Here is a 242-nt window from a genome sequence, read left to right as displayed (position 1 = left end):
CCGACGTGGTGCTCTGGTACGCGCTGTGCGCGTCGCTCGCCTGTCGCTGTACCTCCAGGAAGGCGTGCAGCCAGGCTCCCGACGCGGTCACCGGCGTCCACGTCGACCCGTGGGAGGTGACGTCGTGCGCCGTCGGCGCCGAGGCGGGAACCTCGTGCGTCCGCACCGGCGCGGCGTGCGCGGCCGGTGCGGGTACGGCGACCTGCGCCGTCGCCGCGACGGCCGTACCCACGACCGGGGCC

1 protein-coding gene is annotated in these 242 nt (G+C 76.4%); it reads right to left on the bottom strand.

Annotation, left to right across the window (positions count from 1 at the left end):
* On the bottom strand, positions 1–242 hold a 242-nt coding region (locus GT354_RS04395), incomplete at both ends, for a hypothetical protein (RefSeq protein ID WP_161354835.1).

The sequence above is a fragment of the Streptomyces sp. SID3343 genome, assembly GCF_009865215.1.
Taxonomy (GTDB): Bacteria; Actinomycetota; Actinomycetes; order Streptomycetales; family Streptomycetaceae; genus Embleya.
The sequence above is the reverse complement of the archived record's forward strand: the minus strand, read 5'-3'. Positions and strand labels throughout refer to the sequence as shown.